Below are 19,602 nucleotides of genomic sequence, written 5' to 3' on the forward strand. Positions count from 1 at the left end.
GCGAACGGAGGCAGCCCGGATGGAACCGATCCTCAGTGTGGAGGAGCTGTCGGTCCGGATCTCCGGGCTGCACATCCTCCAAGGGGTGTCCTTCACTGTCGCCCCGACCGGCGTGACAGTCCTGCTCGGTCGCAACGGCGTCGGCAAGACCACCACGCTGCGCGCGATCGTCGGCCTCACCCCGCCCGCCGGGGAGGTCCGCGGCACCATCCGGATGGGCGCGCAGAGTCTGCTGGCCCGGCCCACGCACCGGCTGGTCCGCGGTGGGCTCGGCTACGTGCCCGAGGACCGCTGCGTGTTCGCCGGGCTCACCGTCGCGGAGAACCTGCGGCTCGCCGAACGGCGCGGCACCACCCCGGCGTACGACAAGGTCTTCGCGCTCTTTCCGGAGCTGGACCGGCGCGGACGGCAACGGGCCGGTTCGCTCTCCGGCGGGCAGCAACAGATGCTCGCCATCGGTCGGGTGCTGCTCAACGACAACCGGCTGCTGCTCGTCGACGAGCCGACCAAGGGGTTGGCGCCGAAGGTGGTGACCGAGGTGGCCGAGGTGTTGGAACGGGTCGCGGAATCGGTGCCGGTGCTGCTGGTCGAGCAGAACCTGGCAGTCGTACGCCGACTGGCCCGCGACGCGGTAGTGCTGGCCGCCGGCAAGGTGGCCTGGACCGGCGACGCCCACGAGTTGCTGTTGGAGACCGCGTTGACGAAGTCGCTGCTCGGTGTCGGCTCCGCGGAGGTGTCCCACTGATGGGCACCGTGATCCTGTTGGCGTTGACCGGGCTCGGCCTGGCGGCGCTGTACTTCCTGGTCGCCTCCGGTCTGTCCCTGGTCTTCGGCCTGGCCGACGTGCTCAACTTCGCGCACGGGCTGTTCCTCGGCGTCGGCGCGTACGGCACCTGGTGGGCGGCGGGCAACCTGCCGGGCGCCGGCCCGGACGGGTTCGGCTTCGTGTTCGCTGTCGCCTTCGGGGTGGCCGCCGGCACGCTGGTCGCGATCCTGGTCGAGCTGGTGCTGATCCGCCCGCTGTACTCCCGCACCATCGAGCAGGTGCTGGTCACCGTCGGGCTGTCGCTGGCCGGGGTGGCGTTGCTCCAGGCCACCTGGGGTGCGGACGCAAGGCCCTTCCCGCGTCCGGACTGGACCCGGCAGGTGACCGGCATCTTCGGCGCGCAGGTGCCCAACGGTGGCCTGCTGCTGATCATCGCGGCGGTGCTGGTGCTCGGCGCGATCCTGGCGTTCCTGCGCTGGACCCGGTACGGCCTGGTGATCCGGGCCGGGGTGGAGAACCGGGAGATGGTCACAGCGCTGGGCATCGACGTCCGCAAGGCGTTCACGCTGGTCTTCGCGATCGGTGGGGCGGCCGCCGCGCTCGCCGGCGCGCTCGGCGGGGTCTACTTCGGCACCGTCTCGCCCGGGCAGGGCGGCTCGCTGCTGATCTTCGCGTTCATCGTTGTGGTGATCGGCGGGATGGGCTCGGTGGTCGGCTCCGCGTACGCGGCGGTCGTGGTCGGGCTGGTGCAGCAGTTCGTCAACTACTACGGCACGTCCGGGCTGGGCGACATCTGCGTGGTCGGGCTGCTGGCCGTGGTGCTGCTGCTGCGCCCGCAGGGCATCGCCGGAAAGGTGGCAACGGCATGACGGTGATCGACGCGCCTCGCGCGCAGGTGCCCGACGAGTTGAGTCCGCAGCGGGGGCGGTGGCACCGGGTCCGCCCGTTCCTGCCGCTCGTCGCACTGGTCGTGCTGGCGATCCTGCCGTACTCGACGATCTCCCTGCCGGGGATCTTCGAGGGGCCGGTCAACTCACCCGGCACCCTGCAACTGCTCGCCATCTGCCTGATCTTCGGCGGGCTGGCGGCCGGGTACGACCTGCTCTTCGGCCGGACCGGGATGCTCTCCTTCGGGCACGCGCTGTACTTCGCCGCCGGTGTCTACGGCACCGACATCCTCATCACCCGGGCCGGTCTGCCGCTGTGGCAGGCGGCGCTGCTGACCATCACCGGCGGCACCATCCTCGCCGCGCTGCTCGGCGCTGTGGCGCTGCGGACGGTGGGCATCGCGTTCGCCATGGTCACGTTGGCCTTCGCCCAGGTGGGCGCGATCCTGGTGGCCCGGGACTTCGGCGGGCTCACCGGTGGCGAGGAGGGCCTGCCGCTGGACGTGTCGGGGCTGCCCGCCGGGCTGGTGGGGGTGACGAACACTGTCAACCTGTACTGGTTGGCGCTGGCGTACCTGACCCTGGTGGTCTTCGTGGTGCACCGGGTGAGCGGGTCACCGACCGGTCGGGTGCTCGCCGGGCTGCGTGACGACGAGCGGCGGATCGGCGTGCTCGGGTTGGACCCGTACCGCTACAAGTTGGTGGCGTTCACACTGGCCGGCGGCTTGGCGTCGGCGGGCGGGGTGGTCTACGTCCTGATCGTCGGCGGCGCGTCGCCGCACATCACGTCGTCCGAGTTGACCCTGTCGCTGCTGGTCATGGTGGTGCTCGGCGGGCCGGGCACCAGATGGGGTCCGGTGCTCGGTGGTGTCCTCTACATGTACCTGGATCACCGGCTCACCGCCTTCGGCACGAGCGACGCGGTGGACAACCTGCCGGCCGTCCTCAGCCGTCCGCTGAGCCAGCCGCTGTTCGTCCTGGGCACTGTCTTCATCCTGGCCGTCTACTTCTTCCCCGGTGGCCTGACCAGCCTCGCCCCCCGCCTGTCCCACCTGACCCGGTCCCTCCGCCCTCGCCGCTGAGGTCCCTTTCGCCCCGTCGATCATGAAGTTACTGCCATGACACGCCGTGTCGAATGGCGATAACTTCATGATCGACGGGGCTCTTCGTACGGGAGGTCGGGAGATGGACTCGCGAGTTGCGGTAGTCAGTGGGGGCGGGACGGGAATCGGGGCGGCCGTGGCGGGAGTGCTCGCCCGCGACGGTTACGACGTACTGATCGTCGGGCGGCGGGCGGACGTGTTGACGGCCGCCGCCGAGCAGATCGGCGCGGACTGCGGGCGGCCGGACGCGGTCACCACAGTGACAGCGGATCTGACCGATCCGGAGCAGCTCGACACGGTCCTCGCGGCGGTTGGTGACCGGCCGGTCGACGTGGTGGTCAACAACGCGGGCGGCTACCTGGCCGGGGACACCGGCACGTTGGCCGGAACCGCCGCGCACTGGCGGGCCAACCTGGACGCCAACGTGCTCACCGCCGTGCTGCTGACCGAGGCGCTGCGGCCGGCTCTGCGGCGACCCGGCGGGCGAGTGATCCTGGTCAGCTCGATCGCCGCCCAGCGCGGCGGCGGTGGGCCGTACTCGGCGGCGAAGGCGGCTCTGCACGGTTGGGCGTACGACCTGGCCGCGCAGCTTGGTCCGGAGCAGATCACCGTCAACGTGGTGAGCCCCGGCTACGTCGCCGAGACCGAGTTCTTCGGTGACCGGATGACCGCCGAGGGGCACGCGAAGCGGGTGGCGGCGACCCTGGTCGGACGCGCCGGGCTGCCGGACGACATCGCCGAAGCGGTGCGCTATCTGGCCAGCCCGGCGGCCGGCTACGTCACAGGCCAGATCCTGGGCGTCAACGGCGGCTCAGTCCTAGGCCGCTGACCCCGCCGCCACCCCCCGCACCCCCGCGCCATCCCCCTGTTGATCAAGAGGTTTGCGTCAGAATCCGACCCGATGGTGACGCGAACCCCTTGATCAACAGGGGGATGACGGTCGGCGCTGGTAGAAATGCCGGGTGGAGACAGCAGAGCGGGCAGCGGTACGCGAGCGGGCCGAGGCGGTGCTGCGCCGGCTGGCCGGTGACCACGCCCGGCTGCGCGAGGATCAGTGGCGCGCCATCGAGGCGCTCGTCGTCGACCGGCGGCGGGTGCTCTGCGTCCAGCGCACCGGTTGGGGCAAGTCGGCTGTCTACTTCGTGGCCACCGCCCTGCTCCGGGACCGCGAGCAGGGCCACCAGGCCGGGCCGACAGTCATCGTCTCGCCGCTGCTGGCGTTGATGCGCAACCAGGTCGAGGCCGCCGCTCGGGCCGGCATCCGGGCCCGCACGATCAACTCGGCGAACCTCGACGAGTGGGACGAGATCACCGCCGAGATCCAGAGCGGCGCTGTGGACGTCCTGCTGATCAGCCCGGAACGCCTCAACAACCCGGATTTCCGCGACGGCGTCCTGCCGAAGTTGGCAGCGACCACCGGCCTGCTGGTGGTCGACGAGGCGCACTGCGTCTCCGACTGGGGGCACGACTTCCGGCCGGACTACCGGCGGCTGCGGACGTTCCTCGCCGAGCTGCCCGAGCGCACCCCCGTGCTGGCGACCACCGCCACCGCCAACGCCCGGGTCACCCAGGACGTCGCCGAGCAGCTGGGCGACGCCCTCATCCTGCGCGGCACCCTGGACCGCGAGTCGCTGCGCCTCGGGGTGCTCGACCTCCCCAGCCCGGCGCACCGGCTGGCCTGGCTCGCCGACCACCTGGACCAGCTGCCCGGCTCAGGCATCGTCTACACGCTGACAGTGGCGGCAGCGGGGGAGACTGCCGAGTTCCTGCGCTCCCGGGGTTACCCGGTCGCCTCGTACAGCGGGCAGTCCGACGACGCCGACCGGCGCGCCGCCGAACAGGACCTGCTCGACAACAAGATCAAGGCGTTGGTCGCCACCAGCGCCCTCGGCATGGGCTTCGACAAGCCCGACCTGGGCTTCGTCGTCCACCTCGGCGCGCCACCCTCGCCGATCGCGTACTACCAGCAGGTCGGCCGCGCCGGCCGCGCCGTCGAGCACGCCGAGGTGCTGCTGCTGCCCGGCGTCGAGGACGCCGCGATCTGGCGTTACTTCGCCTCGCTGGCGTTCCCGCCGGAGCAGCAGGTCCGGGCCGTGCTGGCCGCCCTGCACACCGACCGCCCGCTCTCCACCCAGGCACTCGAACCCCTCGTCGACCTGCGCCGGGCCCGACTGGAGCTGATGCTCAAGGTGCTCGACGTGGACGGCGCGGTCCGCCGGGTGCGCGGTGGTTGGCTCGCCACGGGCGAGCCGTGGGTCTACGACGAGGCCCGGTTGCGCCGCGTCGCCGAGGCGCGCACCGTCGAGCAACAGGCCATGCGGGAGTACGCGACGACGTCCGACTGCCGGATGCGGTATCTACGGGAACGCCTGGACGACACCGAGGCGGCTGACTGCGGCAGATGCGACAGGTGTGCCGACCCACTCTTCGCCGCTGACGTGTCGACAGCCGCGCTCGCCGCCGCGCAGACCTTCCTGGGCCGACCCGGCGTGGAGATCGCGCCGAAGAAGCTCTGGCCGACCGGGCTCGACGCGGTGGGCGTACCCCTCAAGGGCCGGATCGCCCCCGCGGAGCAGGCGCTGCCGGGCCGGGCCGTAGGGCGCCTCTCCGACCTGGGCTGGGGTGGCCGGCTGCGTGCTCTCGTCGGCCCGGAAGCGCCCGACGCGCCGGTGCCCGACGACGTCGCCGGCGCGGTCGTGGAGGTGCTGAAGGCGTGGGCGCACGGCGACAACCCGTGGCCCCGTCGGCCGGTGGCGGTGGTCGCTGTCGGTTCCCGGCGGCGGCCCCGGCTGCTCGGCTCGCTGGCCGAGCGGATCGCCACGGTGGGCCGGCTGCCGCTGCTCGGCGAGGTCACCGCGGTCGGCCCCGACGGCCCGGCCGGGCCGCGTGGCAACAGCGCCCAACGGGTACGCGCGCTGCACGACACCTTCACCGTGCCGACCGACCTGGCCGACGCCCTGGCCGGGCTGGAAGGGCCGGTACTGCTCGTCGACGACCTGATCGACTCGGGCTGGACGATGACGCTGGTGGCCCGGGCCCTGCGCCGAGCCGGCGCGACCGACGTGCTCCCGCTCGCCCTCGCCGTGGCCGGCTGACCCGCCGCGTTCGGGGTCGGGTGGAAAGTTCCCGGGGGGTGTCGAGTGCGACGGTCGCCACGCCCTCCGGGCGTCGGCCTGGAGCGGCCCTGCCCGGCGGTACCGTGGGCGGCATGACCGACCAGCAGCCCGTCCGCCGCGCGCACGCCGGCACGGCCCTGGCCGCCGGTGACGATGCCGGCCACGCGCACGGCGTCGACGGTGCTGACCAGGTGTCCGCCGGGCCGGACCGGAGCACGCTCCGGCTGGCGCTGGTGGTCGGCGGGCTGGTGCTGGCGGTGCTGCTCGGCTTCGGCCTCGGCCGGCTGAACACCAACGGTGCCGTCACCGGCAGCCCGTCGTTGGCCGCCGAGCACACCGACCCACCGGGCGTCGCGCCGCACAACCACGGCAGTGCCACGGCCACCGATCAGGGCGCGGCCACCGAGCCGGGAGGTCTGGCGGTCAGCTCGGCCGGGTTCACCCTGGCGCCCCTGGCCACCGAGTTCGCGGCGGGTCGTCAGGGTCAGCTCCGCTTCCAGGTGCGCGACGCGCAGCGCCAGCCGATCACCCGGTTCGCGATCGTGCACGACAAGCCGATGCACCTCATCGTCGTCCGGCGGGACCTGACCGGTTACCAGCACCTGCACCCGACCATGGCGGCGGACGGCACCTGGTCGGTGCCGTTGACACTCGCGCAGCCCGGCCTCTGGCGCGCGTACGCCGATTTCACTGTGGTCGCCGACAACGGCGCGCAGACCGCGGTGACCCTCGGTACGGACCTGGTGGCGCCCGGCGACTACCGGCCCCGTTCACTGCCGGGGCCGGCCACCTCGACGACAGTGGACGGCTTCACCGTCGGCTACCAGGGCACTGTGCAGGTCGGGGCGGCAGTGCCGCTGACCTTCCGGGTCGACGGCGTCGGCGGCGCAGCCCCGCTGGAGCGGTACCTCGGGGCGTACGGGCATCTGGTGGCGTTGCGCGAGGGCGACCTCGGTTATCTGCACGTGCACCCGGAGACCGAGTTGGTGGACGGTCAGATCAAGTTCTGGTTGACCACCCCGGGCCCGGGCCGCTACCGCCTCTACCTCGACTTCCAGGTGAACGCCGAAGTCCGGACCGCCGAGTTCACCCTCACCGTCCCCTAGGCCCGCCCCTCCGCTGCCCCTCTCGTTGATCATGAAGGTATTGCCACTCGCCACGGCGTGTCGGGGCAATAACTTCATGATCAACAGCCTGGGAGGGGGAGGGGTAGCGGTTCAGCTGGCTCGGCGGATGGGGCGGCGGGCCAGGTAGCGGAGCAGGTCGCGGATGTGGTGCTTCTCCTCGGCGGGGACCGTGGGGTCGGCCAGCCGGTCCAGGATGGCCCGGACGTCGGCCTCGACCGGGCCGTCGTCGTGGCGGCGGCGGGGCGCGGGACCGGCGTCGGGCAGCCCGAGCGCCCGGAACGCGGCGGCGACCGGCAGATCCAGTGCGGAGCAGAAGCCGCGCACCTTGGCCAACTCGGGATAGTCCTGCCAGTCGCCGGCCAGCCAGCGGAACACGGTGGAGCGGCCCACGCCCGTGTGCGAGGCAAGATCAGTCACGGTCCAGCCACGTTCGTCGCGAGCGTCGTCGATGGCGCGCCGGACGAAGCGGGCGAAGGCCATCTGCGGTGATACGTCGGCTGATCCCATCCCTGTGTGTCTTCCCCTCCTGACGGAGCACCGGGACGATGCGCCTTCCGAGGGTAGTACGCCAGGGCACGGAAACAATTGACTGACCGCACAAACTGTCCCGTGGACGAGACTTTTCTCTGGAAGCGTGTGTGCAGAACGAAAATTGCATAGAGCGATCTTCATCGTTCTTCTATTAAGCTCGGTGCCCGTCCCGACATCGCGTCTGTCGCCTGCCGCCTCCGACCGGACCACCGCCGAGGAGCACCATGGCCGAATCGAGCCGCCCCCAGCCGTACCAGCCCGGTGCGGTGAGCCTCTTCTTCGTCGCCAAGGCCGGCGTCTTCGCCGCCGCGTTCTGGATCTGGTTGCTGGTCCTGGTGCTCCGCACCGACTCGGCGACCGGTCTCCAGGTGCTGGCCGCCACCGGCACCATCACCACTACGCTCGTCGCGGTGGTGCTCGGTGCCCGGATGGCGTTGCAACACAACGCCGCCATCCGGCACGCCGAGGTGAAGAAGCTGTTGGTGGACATCTCCTGGAACGCCTTCGCGGCGGCCGGCAACGCCGAGACCGGGGGCAAGGTCGTGCCATTCCCGACCGCCCCGGGCGACGGTGAGTGGGCCGCCCAGCGGCCCGCCGCCGACCGCGTGTCGGTGCTCGACCGTGGTGCCGGCGAGCGCAACGGTGGCCGCGACCGCCGACGCTAGCCACCCAGGAGCAAGGGCCTGTTTCATAAGAACTGGCCGGCCTGCGGCGGGCCCGAACGACGACCGGCGGCGTTGCGGTCTCGTCCGGATACAACACCGGTATCCGGACGAAACCGCGCCTTGCCGGATCGCCGCCCGGACTCCGCCTCGGCTCGACCGCCCTTATGAAACAGGCCCTAAGGCGCCTCTCCGGTGGCCAGCAGCGTCTCCAGCCGGGGAGTGACCTGCCACTGGTCCACCAGCTCGCGGTACTCCGCGCGCTGCGGGTCGGTCGCCTCGGCTCCGGTACGACGGGCGCGGATCAGCAGGTTACGTGGGGTGTGCTGCGAGTCCACGAACTCCACCACCTCGGTCCGGTACCCGTGCGCCCGCAGCAACCCGGCGCGCAGCGCGTCGGTGAGCACGTCGGCGAAGCGCTCGCGCAGGATGCCCTGCCGGGTCAGCAGCTCGTACGGGGCCGGGGCGGGGTGGGCGCGGAGCTGCTTCGCCAGATCGTGGTGGCAGCACGGCGCGGCCAGCACCCAGCGGGCCTCCCAGCGCACCGCGCGGGCCAGTGCCTCGTCGGTGGCGGTGTCACAGGCGTGCAGCGCCAGCACCAGGTCGGGGGCGGGGTCGACGACGGCGTCGGCGATCGTCCCGGCCACGAAGCTGACCTGATCGGCCCAGCCCAGCCGCTGCGCCAGCTCGGTGTTGCGCCGCCGCTGGTCCTCCCGGACGTCCACGCCGACCAGTTGGACGTCGAGCCCCCGGCTCGTCAGGTAGCGGTACGCGGCGAACGTCAGGTAGGCGTTGCCGCAGCCCAGGTCGACCACCCGAAGCGGACCGGTCAGCTCGTCGGGCAGGGTCGCGGCGAGGGCCCGCAGGAACGCGTCCACCTGGCGGCGCTTGGCTGCCGAGCCGCCGATCTCCGCGAAGATCGGGTCGCCGGGGTCGAGCAGGTATTCCTTCGTCCGGTCGTTCCCCGTGGGCGTCGCCGCCGGACGGGACGTCGCGGCCCTGTGCACCTGCGCCTCGCCGGACTTGGTCACCCGCAGTTGGAGGGTCGCGTCGGCCGTCTCGACGTGCCAGTTGCCGAACGGCTCGGCGAGCAGTTCGTCGATCGCCGCAGCGGCCTCCGGACCGGAGGCGAGGTTGCGGGTGTAGGGGCGAGCACCGTCGGACGTGGTGATCTGCATCCGCGGCCCGGCCTTGAGCCGTACCGGCCGCAGCTCGGCCCGCTCAACGGTGGGGCGGCGACCGCGTCGACGTCCGGCGGCGACCGCACGGGTCAGCGCGGGGTCGAGCAGCAGTGCCCGAACCTCGGTCAGGGCGGCGTCCAGTGGTTGCGGCATCGTTCCATCTTCGGCAGGTGGGGTGGGAGAAGGGAACATCCCCCGCACCGCGCGAGGCGGTGCGGGGGATGTCAGGTGTGGCTGGTGGTCAGTCCGCTGTCGCCTCGGCCGGCGCATCCGCACCGGAACCGCCACCACGGCGGCGGCGTCGGCGGCGCGGCTTGGACGCCTCGCCGTCGGACGCGGTGGCCGGCTCGGAGGGGCCGGCGTCGGCGGAGATCACCGCGGTCGCCTCGGCCGCTACCACCTCGCCGGTCCGGCGGCGACGCCGGCGACGGGGAGTACGGGTGCCTTCGTCGGCGGCGTCGGCGGCGTCGGCCGCAGGTGCCTCGGCGACGGCCGGCGTGCCGGCGTCGGAGCGGTCGCGGCGGCCATCGCCCCGACCACGGCGCTCGCCGCGACCCTCACCACGGCTCTCGCCGCGTCGGGGGCCCCGACCACCGCTGTCGCCCCGACGGGAGCGGGTCGTCCCACCCAGATCCTCTTCGATCTCGGCGGACAGCCCGGCCCGGGTGCGCTCGGCAGTGGGCAGCGTGCCGCTGACCTCGGTGGAGATGTGCAGGTCGGTGTAGAGATGCGGCGAGGTGTGATACGTCTCCGGCGGCTCCGGCATCTCCAGACCCAGGGTCTTGTCGATGATCCGCCAGCGCGGCATGTCGTCCCAGTCGACGAAGGTCACCGCGACACCCGTCGCGCCGGCCCGGCCGGTACGACCGATCCGGTGGGTGTAGGTGTCCTGGTCTTCCGGGCAGTCGTAGTTGATGACGTGGGTGACGCCGGTGACGTCCAACCCACGGGCCGCCACGTCGGTGGCGACCAGGATGTCGATCTTGCCGGCCCGGAAGGCCCGCAGAGCCCGCTCGCGGGCGCCCTGGCCGAGGTCACCATGCACCGCGGCGACCGCGAACCCGCGGAAGTCGAGATCCTCGGCGACCCGGTCGGCGGCCCGCTTGGTACGCGTGAAGATCATGGTCAGCCCACGCCCCTCCGCCTGGAGGATGCGCGCCACCACCTCGACCTTGTTCATCGAGTGGGTGCGGTAGACCAACTGCTGGGTCTGCGGCGACGGGCCGGTCTCGGCGGTGTGCCCGGCGTGGATCGTCATCGGCTGGCGCAGGAAACGCCGCGACAGGGTGACGATCGGGTCCGGCATGGTGGCCGAGAAGAGCATCGTCTGCCGGTCTTCCGGAAGCATCGCCAGGATCTTCTCGACGTCGTCGAGGAAGCCCAGGTCGAGCATCCGGTCGGCCTCGTCGAGGACGAGTGCGTGCACCCGGTCGAGCCGGAGGTGCTTCTGCTTCTGCAGGTCCATCAGTCGGCCGGGCGTGCCGACCAGGATCTCGACGCCCTTGCGCAGCGCGTCGATCTGCGGCTCGTACGCCACGCCGCCGTAGATCGGCAGCACCCGGACGCCACGCGTCCGGCCGGCGGCGGCCAGATCCTTGGCGACCTGGATGCCCAGCTCACGGGTGGGGACGACGACCAGCGCCTGGGGGACGCCGTCGCTGCCCTCGCCCGGGGCGAAGACCCGGTCGAGCAGCGGTACACCGAAGCCGAGGGTCTTGCCGGTGCCGGTGGGCGCCTGACCGATCAGGTCGACGCCGCGCAGCGCGATCGGGATCGCGTACTCCTGGATGGCGAAGGCGCGGGTGATGCCGGCCGAGGCCAGGGCCTCGACCGTCTCGGCGCGGGCGCCGAGTGCGGCGAACGTGGGGGCCTCCGGTCGAACCGGGGCGGTGGGGGCCAGTTCCTGGCCGTCCAGCAAATCTTGAGTCAGGTCGCTCATGTGGATGTGGGGGTGCCCTCTCGTGGGTGCGCCCGTCATGTCCTCAGGGCGCGTTCGGTATGACGCGGGCCACACGGTCGGCGGCAGATTGCCGAGCCGGACCGGGCCGCACGCGCGCCGCGGGCTGAGCTTCGATCAGATCGGCGCCCACGGCAACTGCTCCATGTTACCTGAACAGGCATGCCCCCGTCCCGATTCCCGGTCGGCCACTCGCCACGCGGGGCAAGCAAATGTGACCTACGCCACACTTATCGCACGCCGCCCATCCCGTCGACGGTGATCGGGGAGTTCGGCCGAGGTGCGAAGTGCGCGGGACGCGCAGGAGGGTCGGTACGCGATAGCCTGCCGCTCGTGTCCGCCTCCGGTTCCGCGTACGCCGACCTGCTGGGTCTTGTCGCCTTCGGTGAGCTGCTCGCCTTCGAGCGAATGGCGGGCGATGCCCGACTCGCTCCTGACCTGCGCCGCCGGGCCGCGCTGAACGAGATGGCCGCGGCCGAGATCGCCAACTACCGGCGCCTCGCCGACCGGCTCACCGCGTTGGGCGTGGCACCCGAGGATGCGATGGCGCCCTATGTCGAGCCGTTGCAGGCGTACCACGACTCGACCGAGCCACGGGACTGGGCGGAAGTGGTCACCAAGGCGTACGTGGGCGACGCGATCACCGACGACTTCGTTCGCGAGATCGCCGACGCGCTGGAGGAACCGGACCGGGCCCTGGTGCTGGACGTCCTGCACGACTCCCGGTACGCGGACTTCGCCGCGGCGGAGATCCGGGTGGCCGTCGCCGACGACCCCCGGGTGGCCGGTCGGCTCTCGATGTGGGCCCGGCGACTGGTCGGCGAGGCGTTGTCCCAGGCCGGCCGCGTCGCCGCCGAGCGGGCCACCCTCACCGCGCTGATCGCACGAGACGGCCGGGTCGACGTGCCGGGGCTGTTCGGCAGGCTCACCACCGCGCACACCGCGCGGATGGCCGCCGCCGGGCTGAACAACTGACCAACCGGCCGTCGGCCGGCGCCGGCCTGCGGCAGGTGGGCCGAGTGCCGACCTGCCGCGATGGCCGAACCGGTCAGCGAACGGTGAACCCGACCGCCCGGGACGACGCCTCGGCGATCTCGACGTAGGCGACCTTCTCGACCGGAACGATGACCCGCCGGCCCTTCTCGTCGGTCAGGGAGAGCGTGCCGCCGTTGCCGGCGAAGGCGTCGGTCACGATCTGCTCGATCTCGGCCGGCGACTGCGCGCTGTCCACTACCAGCTCGCGTGGCGCGTACTGCACGCCGATCTTGACCTCCACTGTGCCTCCTCAACTGGGGCGAAAGAACCGCCCTGCGAAGGCTATCCGATCACGGGGCCGGCGGTCAGGCTGACTCACCTTGCAGCGGGAAGCTCGCGATGCCCCGCCACGACAGCGCGGCCACCAACGCCTCGGCCTCGGCCTTGGGCACCTGCCGTCCGCCGGCCAGCCAGAACTGCGCTGCCGTCTCCGCCGCGCCGACCAGCCCGGAGGCGAGCAGCTCGGCGTGCGCCCGGCTCACCCCGGTGTCGGAGATGATGGTGTCGGTGATCGCCGCGATGCAGCCCTGCTCGACCCGTTCCACCCGCTGCCGCACGGCCGGGTCGTTGCGCAGATCCGACTCGAAGACGAGCCGGAACGCCTCGCTCTCGTGGTCGACGAAGTCGAAGTACGCCCGTACCGACGCGCTGACCCGCTCCTTGTTGTCGCTGGTGCCGCGCATCGCGTCCTGCACCTGAGCGACGATGGCGTCACAGTGCGTGTCGAGCAGCGCCAGGTAGAGGTCCATCTTTCCGGGAAAGTGTTGGTAGAGCACCGGCTTCGAGACCCCGGCCCGCTCGGCGATGTCGTCCATCGCGGCGGCGTGGTAGCCCTGGGCGACGAACACCTCCTGCGCCGCAGCGAGAAGCTGCTTACGACGCGCGGAGCGGGGCAGGCGGGTGGGCCGGCCGGCGGTCTGTGCACCGTTCCCCGCAGCGGTCATGGGATCCTCCGAGTTCTCCGTACGAGCCGGCATTTTCCCCCCAGACCGGGCGAGGCCCGTGACCTCGGTCGTGGAAATGGCCCGCCGCTGTAACTTATCGCCACTCTCGGCACACGGTAGCCTCAGCGGGGGCGACCAAGGAGCGCGCGGTGAGTGAAACAGGGCAACCCGGAGCCGCCACCCCGGGAGAGCACGGTGACGGAGCGGGTCAGCACGACGACCCGAGCCGTTCCGTCAGTGGGTGGGCACCTCCGGCGGGTGGGTGGCCCCGAGCCGCCGACCGCGAGGACGCCCGGGATGAGGCGCCGCGCTGGCAGCCCGACCCCGCGTCGGGCTGGCGGACCTCCTCGACACGGCACGGCGACCTGCCATCCCCGCTGGTCGGGCGGTCGGGCGACCCGGAGTCGCCGGCCCCCGCCAACGGCCACCACGTCAACGGCGTGCACCACCCGGACGACGTCAACGGCGTCCACCACCCCGGTCTCGAACCGCCCGCGGGACGCCCCACGCCGGTGAGCGCCCCGCCCGGGCTGCCCGCCGAGGCTCGCCCCGGGGCGGCCAGCGAGCGGCTCGTGGTGCCCGCCCAACGTCCCGCACCGCCGACCGAGCAGGGTGCCGTCGAGCCCGACCCGGGCCCCGCCCCACACTCCACCGTCGATCCGGCTGCCGCGCATCGTGCCCGCTGGGCCGAGCCCGGGTTGCCCACCTCGGCCCCTCCGGCCGTCCAGGTGCCGCCCGTCGGCACCGCGGCGTCGGGTTTCGAGGTGCCGCCCGGTTTCCACGCGCCGACCGGCGAACGGCTGGCCGCCGACGAGAGTCCGACAGCGCCGCGCGACTGGCGGGACCCGCTCGCACCCGAGCCCGCGGCGTCCTCGGGACGCACCCCGGGCCCGGCCGCGTCCGCCGACGAGGGCGAGCCAGGTCGCGCTGCCGAGGGTTCCCGGCCGGCAGAGACGCACCGTGCCGGAGAGGCGCACCGCAGCGGAGAGACGCACCGTCCCGGTGAAACGCACCGGGCCGGGGAGTCGTCGGCCATCGAGCCCGACTGGTCGGGGCCGAGCTGGAACCGTCCGAGCTGGGGTGGCGGGTGGGCCCCACCCTGGTCCCGCCAGGACGACGAGCCGGCTGGCCCGGCGGCACGGGACGAGCCGGCGCCGGACTGGGTCGGCGAACCCCACCAGCCGTACGAGCCGGTGCGCGCCGAGGTGCCCCGTCCGTACGAGCCGGTGCGCGCCGATCCGCCCCGGGCGTACGAACCCGTCCGGGTCGAATCCGAGTCCACCCCGGAACGCCCCGCCGAACCGACCAGCGCACCGCCGGCCGACCGTCCGTCCTGGGCCGGTGGCGCGTCGCCGACCAGCGGTCCGCCCGCTGACCGGCCGTCCTGGGCGGGTGGTGCGTCGCCGACCAGCGCACCGCCGGCTGACCGGCCGTCCTGGGCGGGGTCCGGGGCGACCGGCGGCCCTCGCGCCGACCGTCCGTCCTGGGCCGGCGGGGCCGACCCCACCAGCGCGTCGCCCGCGCGGCCCTCCTGGGCCGGGGGGGCCGATCCGACGCCGACCAGCGTGCCGCCGGTGCGGCCGTCCTGGGCCGGCGGGTCCGAGGCGGCGACCAGCGTGCCGCCGGTACGACCGTCCTGGGCCGGCGGGGCCGAACCGCCCGCGACCAGCGCGGCGTCGACGCGGCCGTCCTGGGCCGGTGGTGCCGATCCGGCACCGGCCAGTTCCCCGCCCACGCGACCTTCCTGGGCCTCCAGCCCGGCATCGGCCGACCCGCCCGCACCGGCCGAGGCGATACCTCCGGCACCCGCTGGACCGCCTCCGGCTCCGGCCGGGCCACCTCCCACGCTGACCGACGCGCCACCGGCTCCCGCAGGCCCGTCGCTGGTCGCGGAGCGCTCGTCCTGGACCGGGGGTTCGCCGACGGCGAGCAGTTCCCGGGCCGAGCGGCCGGACTGGTCCGAGGGCCGGCTCCCGGCCACCCCGGTCGAGCGCCCGTCGTGGCCGGCCAGCCGGTCGACCAGCGCCGGTGGGGGCGACGGAGGCGACACGCCCGGCCGGTCCCGGCCCGACGTCCGACCGACCGGACCGTTCCGGCTCCGGCCGGCGACACCCGAGCCCGGTCCGTCACCCGTCGAGCCGCCCCCGCCGGTCAACGGCTCGCCATCGACTGACGCCACCCCGTCCTCCACCTCAGCGGTCCCGCCCACCGCCACCAAGGGTTCCGGCCGCCGCGATCAGCCCGCCGCGGCGTCCACCTCCGCCTCCGCCTACGCGGCGCGCCGATCCGCTCCCGAGCCGACGTCGCCGGCCGACGACGGCCGGCAGTCGGCTGCGAGCGCGGTGGTGCTGCCGCAGCGCGTCCCTGCGGAACCGGACGTGCCCGTCGTGCCGGAGCCGCCAGCCGTGGATCCACCCGCCGAAACCCCGGAACTCGCCCGCATCGCCACTCACCTGCGCCGGGACGACGAGCCAGCCCCACTGCGCGAGCGCCCCGAGGGGTTCGACGTCAACGCCATCCTGGACGCCGTCCGGGAGGTGGCCGGTGTCCGCGACGCGGCCCTGCGCCGTACGCCGGCGGGGGCGCACAGTCTGCGACTGGACCTGGCCGACGGCGCCGACCCGGCCGAGGTGAGCCGGCAGGTGGCCCGGCTGCTCCAGGAGCGGATGGGGTTGGCCGCGGCCCCGCAGAACGTGCCCGGCCTGCCCAGCACGCCACCACCACCGGTTCGCCGTCGCGCGGCCGAGCCCGCCGAGCGGCGTACCCCGGAGACTCGAAACGCGGCTTCGCGCGATCCCGGCGAGGTTCGGTCGGCCGAGTCGCCGACGGTCGTCCGCCCGTCCGGCGGTCGGGTCGATTCTCCGCCGTCCGGCCCGGAGCAGCGGACCGGCACGGACCCGACGCGCCGCCGCCGGTCGAACGCTCCGCACCGGGGGCGCGCGACCGTGGAGGAACCCGGGTCGGTTTCGTCCGCGCCGACCGGCGCCGCGACCGGTAGCCCGGCGACGCTGGGCACGTCGTACTCCGGTGGTCAGGTGACCACGACGGAGTCGGCGCCGTCCCGGCCGCTGGAGACCGGCGGTACGCCGGGGCCCCGAGTCGTGATCGACCATGTGCAGGTCAGCACCTTCGGCCTGGACGCGAACGTGGAGGTCCGGCTGCTGGCCGGGGGCGACAGCGCCTCCGGGTACGCCACCGGGCCGGCGGTGGACGGCTACGTGTTGCGGCTCTGCGCGGTGGCGGCGGCGGCCGCTGTGGACGAGTTGCTGCGCGGTGCCGAGAACGCCGAGCGGGGGCGCTGTTTCGTCGAACACGCTGCTGTGGTGCCGTTCGGCAACTGCGAGGTGGCGACAGTGGTGGCGCTGCTGGTCTGTGAGGGCTGGGTCGAGCAGCTCGCCGGGTCGGCCCTGGTCGCGGGTGACCCGCGTCAGGCGGTGGTCCGGGCGACGCTGGCAGCGGTCAACCGTCGGCTGGAGGCGCTGCTGTCCTGAGTGGTTCGAGGCAGACTGGAGCAATGAGACGCGCCACCCTCTGGCCGGACCACCTGCTCCCCGACGACAGCGTTCCGCCGCCCTGGCCGGGCCGGGAAGTCCGCCTCGACGGCCGAGTCACGTACGTCCGGGACACCCCGGCCACCGCCGCCGGCGCGGAGCCGGCGCTGTACGTGCACGGGTTGGGCGGGTCGTCGCAGAACTGGACCGACCTGGCCGGGTTGCTCGCCGACCGGCTGGACGGTCAGGCCATCGACCTGCCCGGCTTCGGCCGTAGCGAGCCGGGCCCGAGCTACACGATTCCGGCCTTCGCGGATCTGGTCGTCCGCTGGATCGAGCAGACCGGTCGAGGGCCGGTGCACCTGTTCGGCAACTCGCTGGGTGGCGCGGTAGCGGTCCAGGTCGCCGGACTCCGGCCGGATCTGGTCCGCACCCTCACCCTGATCTCCCCGGCGCTGCCGTTCCTGGATTTCCGGCGCTCGTTGCAGGGGCGGATGCTGCCGGTGCTCGCCATTCCGCGAGGTGAGCGGCTGGTCGCCCGGCACCTCACCCAGCTCGCTCCCGAGGTGATGGCCCAGCAGGTGTTGGAGGCGTGCGTCGCCGATCTCAGCCGGATCTGCGATCAGCGCCGGGCCGAGGCGCTGGAGGAGATCCGGGTGCGGTACGAGGCCGAGCACTATGCTGCCGCGTACGTCCGGACGTTCCGTGGGCTGGTCTCCAGCTTCCTGCGGTCGTACCTGCCGGGGCCGGGGTCGCTGTGGCGCCTCGCCGAGGCGGTACGCGCACCGACCCTGGTGGTGGGCGGTCTGCAGGACCGTCTGGTCGACGTGCGGGTCGGGCCGCAGACCGCCCGGGTCATTCCGGACAGCCGATTGATGATGCTCGAGGGCGTCGGCCATGTGGCGCAGTTGGAGGTGCCCCGGCTGGTTGCCCGCGCGGTGGTCGGTCTGCTCGCCGAAATGGAGGACACCGCGGGGCGGTCTGATCTGGCAGGCTGACGTGGATGCCCAGCTCAGCCCGCCATCCTGCTCGCCGTCGGCGACGTTTCGCGCTGTTCGCCCAACTGGTGGCGGTGGTGGTGGCCGTCGGCGCGGCGGTGACAGTGATCGCCGAGGGGCCGGGTGGGCATCCCGGCGCTGACCGGTTGGCCGCCGAGGAGATCGGCCCGCCGCCGCTGGTGGCCGGGCCGCTGCCGCCCGACCCGTCGCCCTCTGACGCGGTTCCGTCCAGCCCGCCCCCGGTGTTGCGGGTGCCCGGCGTGGTTCCGAGCGCCGGCACTGGCGGGTTCGGCTACGACGTCCGCTCCGGCCCGGTGCTGGGTCGGGCGGGTGAGCTGCGGCGTTACCGGGTCGCTGTGGAGTCGGGCAGTGCCGAGGACGTCACCGAGTTCGCCCAGGCGGTGGAGGCGGCGCTCGCCGGGCCGGGCAGTTGGGTCGACAGCGGCAGGTTGCGGCTACAGCAGGTGCCGGGGGCTGCGCCTCGGGACTTCACCGTCTACCTGGCCACCGCCCGCACCGCGGGTCGGATGTGCGCGAACGGTGGGGTGGACATCCGGATCGGCGGTCGCCCGTACACGTCCTGTCGGGCGCCCGGCCAGGTGATCATCAACCTGGATCGGTGGCGGTTGTCGGTGCCGCACTTCGTCTCGGCCAAGGTGCCGTTGACTGTCTACCGGACGTACGTGGTCAACCACGAGGTGGGTCACCAGCTCGGGCATCGGCACGAGCGCTGCCCCGGTGCGGGCCGGCCGGCGCCGGTGATGATGCAGCAGACGCTCTTCCTCAACGGCTGCCGGGTCAACCCGTGGCCGTACCTGAACGGGCGTCGATACACAGGTCCCGCCCTGTGAGGTGATCGGCCCGACACGCCGACCATCGGGCCCTCCATCAGGCGTCTTGCGGCAATAGCGATAAAAACGGAGAAATGCCCGAATAATCTGACAGGCTTGATCCTATGACGCCGTCGTCCCCTTACGGCCCGCCCCGGCCGCCCGAGCCCGGGCCGGCGTTGCGGGGCGTGCGTCCCGCGTTCGTCCGGATGCACCGGCGTCGCCGTCGCAGCATGCTCCTCGGCCTGCTCGTGCTCGCGGCCGCCATCGGGGTGACGGTGAGCCGGGGCGGCGAGCCGTCGGTCGAGCCTCCGGCCACCACGCAGGGCGGAATGGGCCACGGAGGTGGGGTGGCCGCGCACCCGCCGCCCACCGGCTATCCGTCGGTCGGAGCGGGACGCTTCACGGCAGCCGACGGCGAGACACCGGTGCACGGCACGGACGGGCCGCTGCACCGATACCGGGTCGTCGTCGAACGAGGCGCCGGCCAGGACGCCGACGTGTTCGCCGCCAGTGTGGACGAGGTGCTGGCCGACCCGCGCAGCTGGATCGCGTCCGATGAGCTGCGGGTGCAACGGGTGGCCGACGCCGGGGCCGCCGACTTCACCATCTACCTGGCCACCCCTGTCACGTCCGAGCGGATGTGCGCCGAGGGCGGGTTGACCACCGAGCGCTACACCTCCTGTCGGCTGCCCGGTCAGGTCATCATCAACCTGGCCCGCTGGATGGAGGCGGTCCCCGACTACGGCGCTTCGCTGGACACCTACCGGACCTACGTCATCAACCACGAGGTGGGCCACGAGTTCGGCGAGGAGCACGAGGCGTGCCCCGGCCCGGGGGAGCCTGCCCCGGTGATGCAGCAGCAGACGTACGGGCTGCAAGGCTGCGTCGCCAACGCCTGGCCGTACCTCGACGGTCGTCGTTACGCGGGGGACATCGTCCCCTGATCTGCCGGGTCGTCGGTTATTCCCGCT

Annotated in this window: 17 protein-coding genes; 12 read left to right on the top strand and 5 right to left on the bottom strand. The window is 72.9% G+C overall.

What is annotated here, in order from left to right; genetic code table 11:
* Positions 1 to 19: 19 nt before the first annotated feature.
* The 6 genes from OG598_RS30115 (at position 20) to OG598_RS30140 (ending at position 6,978) form a co-directional block, all read left to right on the top strand.
* Entirely contained in the window at positions 20 to 745 is a 726-nt protein-coding gene (locus OG598_RS30115; RefSeq protein ID WP_181548751.1) for an ABC transporter ATP-binding protein, read from the top strand.
* Positions 745 to 1,635 carry a branched-chain amino acid ABC transporter permease gene (locus OG598_RS30120; protein WP_091402581.1) on the top strand — a complete coding sequence of 297 codons (891 nt, stop codon included), beginning with the start codon at positions 745 to 747 and terminating at the stop codon, positions 1,633 to 1,635. The genes OG598_RS30115 and OG598_RS30120 overlap by 1 nt, the downstream gene beginning before the upstream one ends.
* The gene (locus OG598_RS30125; protein ID WP_328652066.1) at positions 1,632 to 2,735 is read left to right on the top strand and encodes a branched-chain amino acid ABC transporter permease; all 1,104 of its coding nucleotides are present in this window, start codon (positions 1,632 to 1,634) and stop codon (positions 2,733 to 2,735) included. The genes OG598_RS30120 and OG598_RS30125 overlap by 4 nt, the downstream gene beginning before the upstream one ends.
* Before the next feature lie 103 nt (positions 2,736 to 2,838).
* A complete protein-coding gene (locus OG598_RS30130) occupies positions 2,839 to 3,585 on the top strand; it encodes an SDR family NAD(P)-dependent oxidoreductase (protein ID WP_328652067.1) in 747 nt (248 codons plus the stop codon).
* A 133-nt stretch (positions 3,586 to 3,718) separates the two neighbouring features.
* Complete coding sequence (locus OG598_RS30135) at positions 3,719 to 5,851, top strand: DEAD/DEAH box helicase (RefSeq protein ID WP_328652068.1); 2,133 nt, start codon at positions 3,719 to 3,721, stop codon at positions 5,849 to 5,851.
* A 113-nt stretch (positions 5,852 to 5,964) separates the two neighbouring features.
* Positions 5,965 to 6,978 carry a hypothetical protein gene (locus OG598_RS30140; RefSeq protein ID WP_328652069.1) on the top strand — a complete coding sequence of 338 codons (1,014 nt, stop codon included), beginning with the start codon at positions 5,965 to 5,967 and terminating at the stop codon, positions 6,976 to 6,978.
* Between the two features lie 111 nt (positions 6,979 to 7,089).
* Here OG598_RS30140 and OG598_RS30145 read toward each other — a convergent pair whose 3' ends face one another.
* Positions 7,090 to 7,506, bottom strand: a complete 417-nt coding sequence (locus OG598_RS30145) for a helix-turn-helix domain-containing protein (protein WP_328652070.1) — start codon at positions 7,504 to 7,506, stop codon at positions 7,090 to 7,092.
* A gap of 248 nt (positions 7,507 to 7,754) precedes the next feature.
* On the opposite strand from OG598_RS30145, the gene OG598_RS30150 reads away from it, so the two are divergent.
* The gene (locus OG598_RS30150; protein WP_328652071.1) at positions 7,755 to 8,195 is read left to right on the top strand and encodes a hypothetical protein; all 441 of its coding nucleotides are present in this window, start codon (positions 7,755 to 7,757) and stop codon (positions 8,193 to 8,195) included.
* A 176-nt stretch (positions 8,196 to 8,371) separates the two neighbouring features.
* Here the strand turns inward: OG598_RS30150 and OG598_RS30155 are convergent, their stop codons facing one another.
* The gene (locus tag OG598_RS30155; RefSeq protein ID WP_328652072.1) at positions 8,372 to 9,526 is read right to left on the bottom strand and encodes a class I SAM-dependent methyltransferase; all 1,155 of its coding nucleotides are present in this window, start codon (positions 9,524 to 9,526) and stop codon (positions 8,372 to 8,374) included.
* 88 nt (positions 9,527 to 9,614) lie between these two features.
* The gene (locus tag OG598_RS30160) at positions 9,615 to 11,312 is read right to left on the bottom strand and encodes a DEAD/DEAH box helicase (RefSeq protein ID WP_328652073.1); all 1,698 of its coding nucleotides are present in this window, start codon (positions 11,310 to 11,312) and stop codon (positions 9,615 to 9,617) included.
* A gap of 351 nt (positions 11,313 to 11,663) precedes the next feature.
* Between OG598_RS30160 and OG598_RS30165 the strand changes: the two genes are divergently transcribed.
* A complete protein-coding gene (locus OG598_RS30165) occupies positions 11,664 to 12,305 on the top strand; it encodes a ferritin-like fold-containing protein (RefSeq protein WP_328652074.1) in 642 nt (213 codons plus the stop codon).
* A 73-nt stretch (positions 12,306 to 12,378) separates the two neighbouring features.
* On the opposite strand, the gene OG598_RS30170 is transcribed toward OG598_RS30165, so the two are convergent.
* Positions 12,379 to 12,606: a DUF3107 domain-containing protein gene (locus OG598_RS30170; RefSeq protein WP_088950288.1), complete on the bottom strand. Its 228-nt coding sequence runs from the start codon at positions 12,604 to 12,606 to the stop codon at positions 12,379 to 12,381.
* A 64-nt stretch (positions 12,607 to 12,670) separates the two neighbouring features.
* Complete coding sequence (locus OG598_RS30175) at positions 12,671 to 13,309, bottom strand: TetR/AcrR family transcriptional regulator (RefSeq protein WP_030489514.1); 639 nt, start codon at positions 13,307 to 13,309, stop codon at positions 12,671 to 12,673.
* 1,616 nt (positions 13,310 to 14,925) lie between these two features.
* On the opposite strand from OG598_RS30175, the gene OG598_RS30180 reads away from it, so the two are divergent.
* From OG598_RS30180 to OG598_RS30195, 4 genes are all read left to right on the top strand, one after another.
* Positions 14,926 to 16,800 carry a hypothetical protein gene (locus OG598_RS30180; RefSeq protein ID WP_442931542.1) on the top strand — a complete coding sequence of 625 codons (1,875 nt, stop codon included), beginning with the start codon at positions 14,926 to 14,928 and terminating at the stop codon, positions 16,798 to 16,800.
* 23 nt (positions 16,801 to 16,823) lie between these two features.
* Positions 16,824 to 17,798: an alpha/beta fold hydrolase gene (locus OG598_RS30185; RefSeq protein WP_328652075.1), complete on the top strand. Its 975-nt coding sequence runs from the start codon at positions 16,824 to 16,826 to the stop codon at positions 17,796 to 17,798.
* A 5-nt stretch (positions 17,799 to 17,803) separates the two neighbouring features.
* Positions 17,804 to 18,649, top strand: a complete 846-nt coding sequence (locus OG598_RS30190) for a DUF3152 domain-containing protein (protein WP_328652076.1) — start codon at positions 17,804 to 17,806, stop codon at positions 18,647 to 18,649.
* 104 nt (positions 18,650 to 18,753) lie between these two features.
* Complete coding sequence (locus tag OG598_RS30195; protein WP_328652077.1) at positions 18,754 to 19,575, top strand: DUF3152 domain-containing protein; 822 nt, start codon at positions 18,754 to 18,756, stop codon at positions 19,573 to 19,575.
* Positions 19,576 to 19,602: the final 27 nt, after the last annotated feature.

The organism is Micromonospora sp. NBC_00330, assembly GCF_036136635.1.
Lineage (GTDB): Bacteria > Actinomycetota > Actinomycetes > Mycobacteriales > Micromonosporaceae > Micromonospora > Micromonospora salmantinae.